This is a genomic window from Enterobacter sp. MGH85 (assembly GCF_001037655.1).
Lineage (GTDB): Bacteria > Pseudomonadota > Gammaproteobacteria > Enterobacterales > Enterobacteriaceae > Enterobacter > Enterobacter intestinihominis.
Genome location: NZ_KQ089926.1, coordinates 133,190 through 138,373, shown reverse-complemented (window position 1 = coordinate 138,373; position 5,184 = coordinate 133,190). Strand labels below are relative to the sequence as shown.

6 protein-coding genes and 2 pseudogenes are annotated in these 5,184 nt (G+C 53.5%); 7 read left to right on the top strand and 1 reads right to left on the bottom strand.

Annotated features, from left to right (window positions below):
* The first annotated feature begins 141 nt into the window (after positions 1–141).
* The 7 genes and pseudogenes from SK51_RS23280 to SK51_RS23255 all read left to right on the top strand — a co-directional run bounded on the left by SK51_RS23280 (position 142) and on the right by SK51_RS23255 (position 4,978).
* On the top strand, positions 142–972 hold the full coding sequence (locus SK51_RS23280) for an oxacillin-hydrolyzing class D beta-lactamase OXA-1 (protein ID WP_001334766.1): 831 nt from the start codon (positions 142–144) through the stop codon (positions 970–972).
* A 137-nt stretch (positions 973–1,109) separates the two neighbouring features.
* Positions 1,110–1,742, top strand: coding sequence for a type B-3 chloramphenicol O-acetyltransferase CatB3 (locus SK51_RS23275; protein WP_000186237.1), 633 nt, complete (start codon positions 1,110–1,112; stop codon positions 1,740–1,742).
* 156 nt (positions 1,743–1,898) lie between these two features.
* The gene (locus SK51_RS23270) at positions 1,899–2,246 is read left to right on the top strand and encodes a quaternary ammonium compound efflux SMR transporter QacE delta 1 (protein ID WP_000679427.1); all 348 of its coding nucleotides are present in this window, start codon (positions 1,899–1,901) and stop codon (positions 2,244–2,246) included.
* Complete coding sequence (sul1, locus tag SK51_RS23265; protein WP_000259031.1) at positions 2,240–3,079, top strand: sulfonamide-resistant dihydropteroate synthase Sul1; 840 nt, start codon at positions 2,240–2,242, stop codon at positions 3,077–3,079. Before SK51_RS23270 ends, sul1 begins: the two co-directional genes overlap by 7 nt.
* A 127-nt stretch (positions 3,080–3,206) precedes the next feature.
* Positions 3,207–3,707, top strand: coding sequence for a GNAT family N-acetyltransferase (locus SK51_RS23260; RefSeq protein WP_000376623.1), 501 nt, complete (start codon positions 3,207–3,209; stop codon positions 3,705–3,707).
* A gap of 320 nt (positions 3,708–4,027) precedes the next feature.
* A pseudogene (locus SK51_RS25535) lies at positions 4,028–4,096 on the top strand (EAL domain-containing protein); the annotation flags it as partial.
* A 117-nt stretch (positions 4,097–4,213) separates the two neighbouring features.
* Positions 4,214–4,978, top strand: a complete 765-nt coding sequence (locus SK51_RS23255; RefSeq protein ID WP_001389365.1) for an IS6-like element IS6100 family transposase — start codon at positions 4,214–4,216, stop codon at positions 4,976–4,978.
* Positions 4,979–5,117: 139 nt separating this feature from the next.
* Here the strand turns inward: SK51_RS23255 and SK51_RS25530 are convergent.
* Positions 5,118–5,184 (bottom strand): annotated as a pseudogene (locus SK51_RS25530) (EAL domain-containing protein); the annotation flags it as partial.

Genomic DNA, 5,184 nt, shown 5'->3' with positions numbered 1-5,184 from the left:
GTGATGCCTAACCCTTCCATCGAGGGGGACGTCCAAGGGCTGGCGCCCTTGGCCGCCCCTCATGTCAAACGTTGGGCGAACCCGGAGCCTCATTAATTGTTAGCCGTTAAAATTAAGCCCTTTACCAAACCAATACTTATTATGAAAAACACAATACATATCAACTTCGCTATTTTTTTAATAATTGCAAATATTATCTACAGCAGCGCCAGTGCATCAACAGATATCTCTACTGTTGCATCTCCATTATTTGAAGGAACTGAAGGTTGTTTTTTACTTTACGATGCATCCACAAACGCTGAAATTGCTCAATTCAATAAAGCAAAGTGTGCAACGCAAATGGCACCAGATTCAACTTTCAAGATCGCATTATCACTTATGGCATTTGATGCGGAAATAATAGATCAGAAAACCATATTCAAATGGGATAAAACCCCCAAAGGAATGGAGATCTGGAACAGCAATCATACACCAAAGACGTGGATGCAATTTTCTGTTGTTTGGGTTTCGCAAGAAATAACCCAAAAAATTGGATTAAATAAAATCAAGAATTATCTCAAAGATTTTGATTATGGAAATCAAGACTTCTCTGGAGATAAAGAAAGAAACAACGGATTAACAGAAGCATGGCTCGAAAGTAGCTTAAAAATTTCACCAGAAGAACAAATTCAATTCCTGCGTAAAATTATTAATCACAATCTCCCAGTTAAAAACTCAGCCATAGAAAACACCATAGAGAACATGTATCTACAAGATCTGGATAATAGTACAAAACTGTATGGGAAAACTGGTGCAGGATTCACAGCAAATAGAACCTTACAAAACGGATGGTTTGAAGGGTTTATTATAAGCAAATCAGGACATAAATATGTTTTTGTGTCCGCACTTACAGGAAACTTGGGGTCGAATTTAACATCAAGCATAAAAGCCAAGAAAAATGCGATCACCATTCTAAACACACTAAATTTATAAAAAATCTAATGGCAAAATCGCCCAACCCTTCAATCAAGTCGGGACGGCCAAAAGCAAGCTTTTGGCTCCCCTCGCTGGCGCTCGGCGCCCCTTATTTCAAACGTTAGACGGCAAAGTCACAGACCGCGGGATCTCTTATGACCAACTACTTTGATAGCCCCTTCAAAGGCAAGCTGCTTTCTGAGCAAGTGAAGAACCCCAATATCAAAGTTGGGCGGTACAGCTATTACTCTGGCTACTATCATGGGCACTCATTCGATGACTGCGCACGGTATCTGTTTCCGGACCGTGATGACGTTGATAAGTTGATCATCGGTAGTTTCTGCTCTATCGGGAGTGGGGCTTCCTTTATCATGGCTGGCAATCAGGGGCATCGGTACGACTGGGCATCATCTTTCCCGTTCTTTTATATGCAGGAAGAACCTGCATTCTCAAGCGCACTCGATGCCTTCCAAAAAGCAGGTAATACTGTCATTGGCAATGACGTTTGGATCGGCTCTGAGGCAATGGTCATGCCCGGAATCAAGATCGGGCACGGTGCGGTGATAGGCAGCCGCTCGTTGGTGACAAAAGATGTGGAGCCTTACGCTATCGTTGGCGGCAATCCCGCTAAGAAGATTAAGAAACGCTTCACCGATGAGGAAATTTCATTGCTTCTGGAGATGGAGTGGTGGAATTGGTCACTGGAGAAGATCAAAGCGGCAATGCCCATGCTGTGCTCGTCTAATATTGTTGGCCTGCACAAGTATTGGCTCGAGTTTGCCGTCTAACAATTCAATCAAGCCGATGCCGCTTCGCGGCACGGCTTATTTCAGGCGTTAGATGCACTAAGCACATAATTGCTCACAGCCAAACTATCAGGTCAAGTCTGCTTTTATTATTTTTAAGCGTGCATAATAAGCCCTACACAAATTGGGAGATATATCATGAAAGGCTGGCTTTTTCTTGTTATCGCAATAGTTGGCGAAGTAATCGCAACATCCGCATTAAAATCTAGCGAGGGCTTTACTAAGCTTGCCCCTTCCGCCGTTGTCATAATCGGTTATGGCATCGCATTTTATTTTCTTTCTCTGGTTCTGAAATCCATCCCTGTCGGTGTTGCTTATGCAGTCTGGTCGGGACTCGGCGTCGTCATAATTACAGCCATTGCCTGGTTGCTTCATGGGCAAAAGCTTGATGCGTGGGGCTTTGTAGGTATGGGGCTCATAATTGCTGCCTTTTTGCTCGCCCGATCCCCATCGTGGAAGTCGCTGCGGAGGCCGACGCCATGGTGACGGTGTTCGGCATTCTGAATCTCACCGAGGACTCCTTCTTCGATGAGAGCCGGCGGCTAGACCCCGCCGGCGCTGTCACCGCGGCGATCGAAATGCTGCGAGTCGGATCAGACGTCGTGGATGTCGGACCGGCCGCCAGCCATCCGGACGCGAGGCCTGTATCGCCGGCCGATGAGATCAGACGTATTGCGCCGCTCTTAGACGCCCTGTCCGATCAGATGCACCGTGTTTCAATCGACAGCTTCCAACCGGAAACCCAGCGCTATGCGCTCAAGCGCGGCGTGGGCTACCTGAACGATATCCAAGGATTTCCTGACCCTGCGCTCTATCCCGATATTGCTGAGGCGGACTGCAGGCTGGTGGTTATGCACTCAGCGCAGCGGGATGGCATCGCCACCCGCACCGGTCACCTTCGACCCGAAGACGCGCTCGACGAGATTGTGCGGTTCTTCGAGGCGCGGGTTTCCGCCTTGCGACGGAGCGGGGTCGCTGCCGACCGGCTCATCCTCGATCCGGGGATGGGATTTTTCTTGAGCCCCGCACCGGAAACATCGCTGCACGTGCTGTCGAACCTTCAAAAGCTGAAGTCGGCGTTGGGGCTTCCGCTATTGGTCTCGGTGTCGCGGAAATCCTTCTTGGGCGCCACCGTTGGCCTTCCTGTAAAGGATCTGGGTCCAGCGAGCCTTGCGGCGGAACTTCACGCGATCGGCAATGGCGCTGACTACGTCCGCACCCACGCGCCTGGAGATCTGCGAAGCGCAATCACCTTCTCGGAAACCCTCGCGAAATTTCGCAGTCGCGACGCCAGAGACCGAGGGTTAGATCATGCCTAGCATTCACCTTCCGGCCGCCCGCTAGCGGACCCTGGTCAGGTTCCGCGAAGGTGGGCGCAGACATGCTGGGCTCGTCAGGATCAAACTGCACTATGAGGCGGCGGTTCATACCGCGCCAGGGGAGCGAATGGACAGCGAGGAGCCTCCGAACGTTCGGGTCGCCTGCTCGGGTGATATCGACGAGGTTGTGCGGCTGATGCACGACGCTGCGGCGTGGATGTCCGCCAAGGGAACGCCCGCCTGGGACGTCGCGCGGATCGACCGGACATTCGCGGAGACCTTCGTCCTGAGATCCGAGCTCCTAGTCGCGAGTTGCAGCGACGGCATCGTCGGCTGTTGCACCTTGTCGGCCGAGGATCCCGAGTTCTGGCCCGACGCCCTCAAGGGGGAGGCCGCATATCTGCACAAGCTCGCGGTGCGACGGACACATGCGGGCCGGGGTGTCAGCTCCGCGCTGATCGAGGCTTGCCGCCATGCCGCGCGAACGCAGGGGTGCGCCAAGCTGCGGCTCGACTGCCACCCGAACCTGCGTGGCCTATACGAGCGGCTCGGATTCACCCACGTCGACACTTTCAATCCCGGCTGGGATCCAACCTTCATCGCAGAACGCCTAGAACTCGAAATCTAACGTCCGTTCGGGCATCGAGGTCCATGTCGGGGTGGGACGGGCCCGTGGCTTCAAGATCACTTGCAGTCCGACCGCGATGTCTTGGTTGCGCGAGAGGTTGTCGATATCCTCCACTTCCATCATCAACCCTGGATAATGCCGCCGCCGTCATCGCCGCCGACGCCCGTGCCGGGCTTTTCGGGCCTGTCAGGCTTGCTCGGCCTTCAGCCTGCCTGGGCGAGATCTCCGGCGGACGGATTAACGGCGGAGCTTCGCCGCCTTTCGTGCGTGTGAAGGCCGAAGATAGTTCTCTCAAAAACATCCGTTTATGAGAGATACCAAATGTCATTTTCAGAAGACGACTGCACCAGTTGATTGGGCGTAATGGCTGTTGTGCAGCCAGCTCCTGACAGTTCAATATCAGAAGTGATCTGCACCAATCTCGACTATGCTCAATACTCGTGTGGGCTCTGTTGCAAAAATCGTGAAGCTTGAGCATGCTTGGCGGAGATTGGACGGACGGAACGATGACGGATTTCAAGTGGCGCCATTTCCAGGGTGATGTGATCCTGTGGGCGGTGCGCTGGTATTGTCGCTATCCGATCAGCTATCGCGACCTTGAGGAAATGCTGGCGGAACGCGGCATTTCGGTCGACCATACGACGATCTATCGCTGGGTCCAGTGCTACGCCCCGGAGATGGAGAAGCGGCTGCGCTGGTTCTGGCGGCGTGGCTTTGATCCGAGCTGGCGCCTGGATGAAACCTACGTCAAGGTGCGGGGCAAGTGGACCTACCTGTACCGGGCAGTCGACAAGCGGGGCGACACGATCGATTTCTACCTGTCGCCGACCCGCAGCGCCAAGGCAGCGAAGCGGTTCCTGGGCAAGGCCCTGCGAGGCCTGAAGCACTGGGAAAAGCCTGCCACGCTCAATACCGACAAAGCGCCGAGCTATGGTGCAGCGATCACCGAATTGAAGCGCGAAGGAAAGCTGGACCGGGAGACGGCCCACCGGCAGGTGAAGTATCTCAATAACGTGATCGAGGCCGATCACGGAAAGCTCAAGATACTGATCAAGCCGGTGCGCGGTTTCAAATCGATCCCCACGGCCTATGCCACGATCAAGGGATTCGAAGTCATGCGAGCCCTGCGCAAAGGACAGGCTCGCCCCTGGTGCCTGCAGCCCGGCATCAGGGGCGAGGTGCGCCTTGTGGAGAGAGCTTTTGGCATTGGGCCCTCGGCGCTGACGGAGGCCATGGGCATGCTCAACCACCATTTCGCAGCAGCCGCCTGATCGGCGCAGAGCGACAGCCTACCTCTGACTGCCGCCAATCTTTGCAACAGAGCCTCCGTCGCCATGCTCACCTCGCTTTGGTGCACACGAGTATTGAGCATAGTCGAGATTGGTGCAGATCACTTCTGATATTGAACTGTCAGGAGCTGGCTGCACAACAGCCATTACGCCCAATCAACTGGTGCAGTCGTCTTCTGAAAATGACA

Excerpts from the sequence above, each read along its gene's own strand:
- sul1 (WP_000259031.1), top strand. The coding sequence starts at position 2,240 with ATGGTGACGGTGTTCGGCATTCTGAATCTCACCGAGGACTCCTTCTTC.
- SK51_RS23280 (WP_001334766.1), top strand. The coding sequence starts at position 142 with ATGAAAAACACAATACATATCAACTTCGCTATTTTTTTAATAATTGCA.
- SK51_RS23260 (WP_000376623.1), top strand. The coding sequence starts at position 3,207 with ATGGACAGCGAGGAGCCTCCGAACGTTCGGGTCGCCTGCTCGGGTGAT.
- SK51_RS23270 (WP_000679427.1), top strand. The coding sequence starts at position 1,899 with ATGAAAGGCTGGCTTTTTCTTGTTATCGCAATAGTTGGCGAAGTAATC.
- SK51_RS23275 (WP_000186237.1), top strand. The coding sequence starts at position 1,110 with ATGACCAACTACTTTGATAGCCCCTTCAAAGGCAAGCTGCTTTCTGAG.
- SK51_RS23255 (WP_001389365.1), top strand. The coding sequence starts at position 4,214 with ATGACGGATTTCAAGTGGCGCCATTTCCAGGGTGATGTGATCCTGTGG.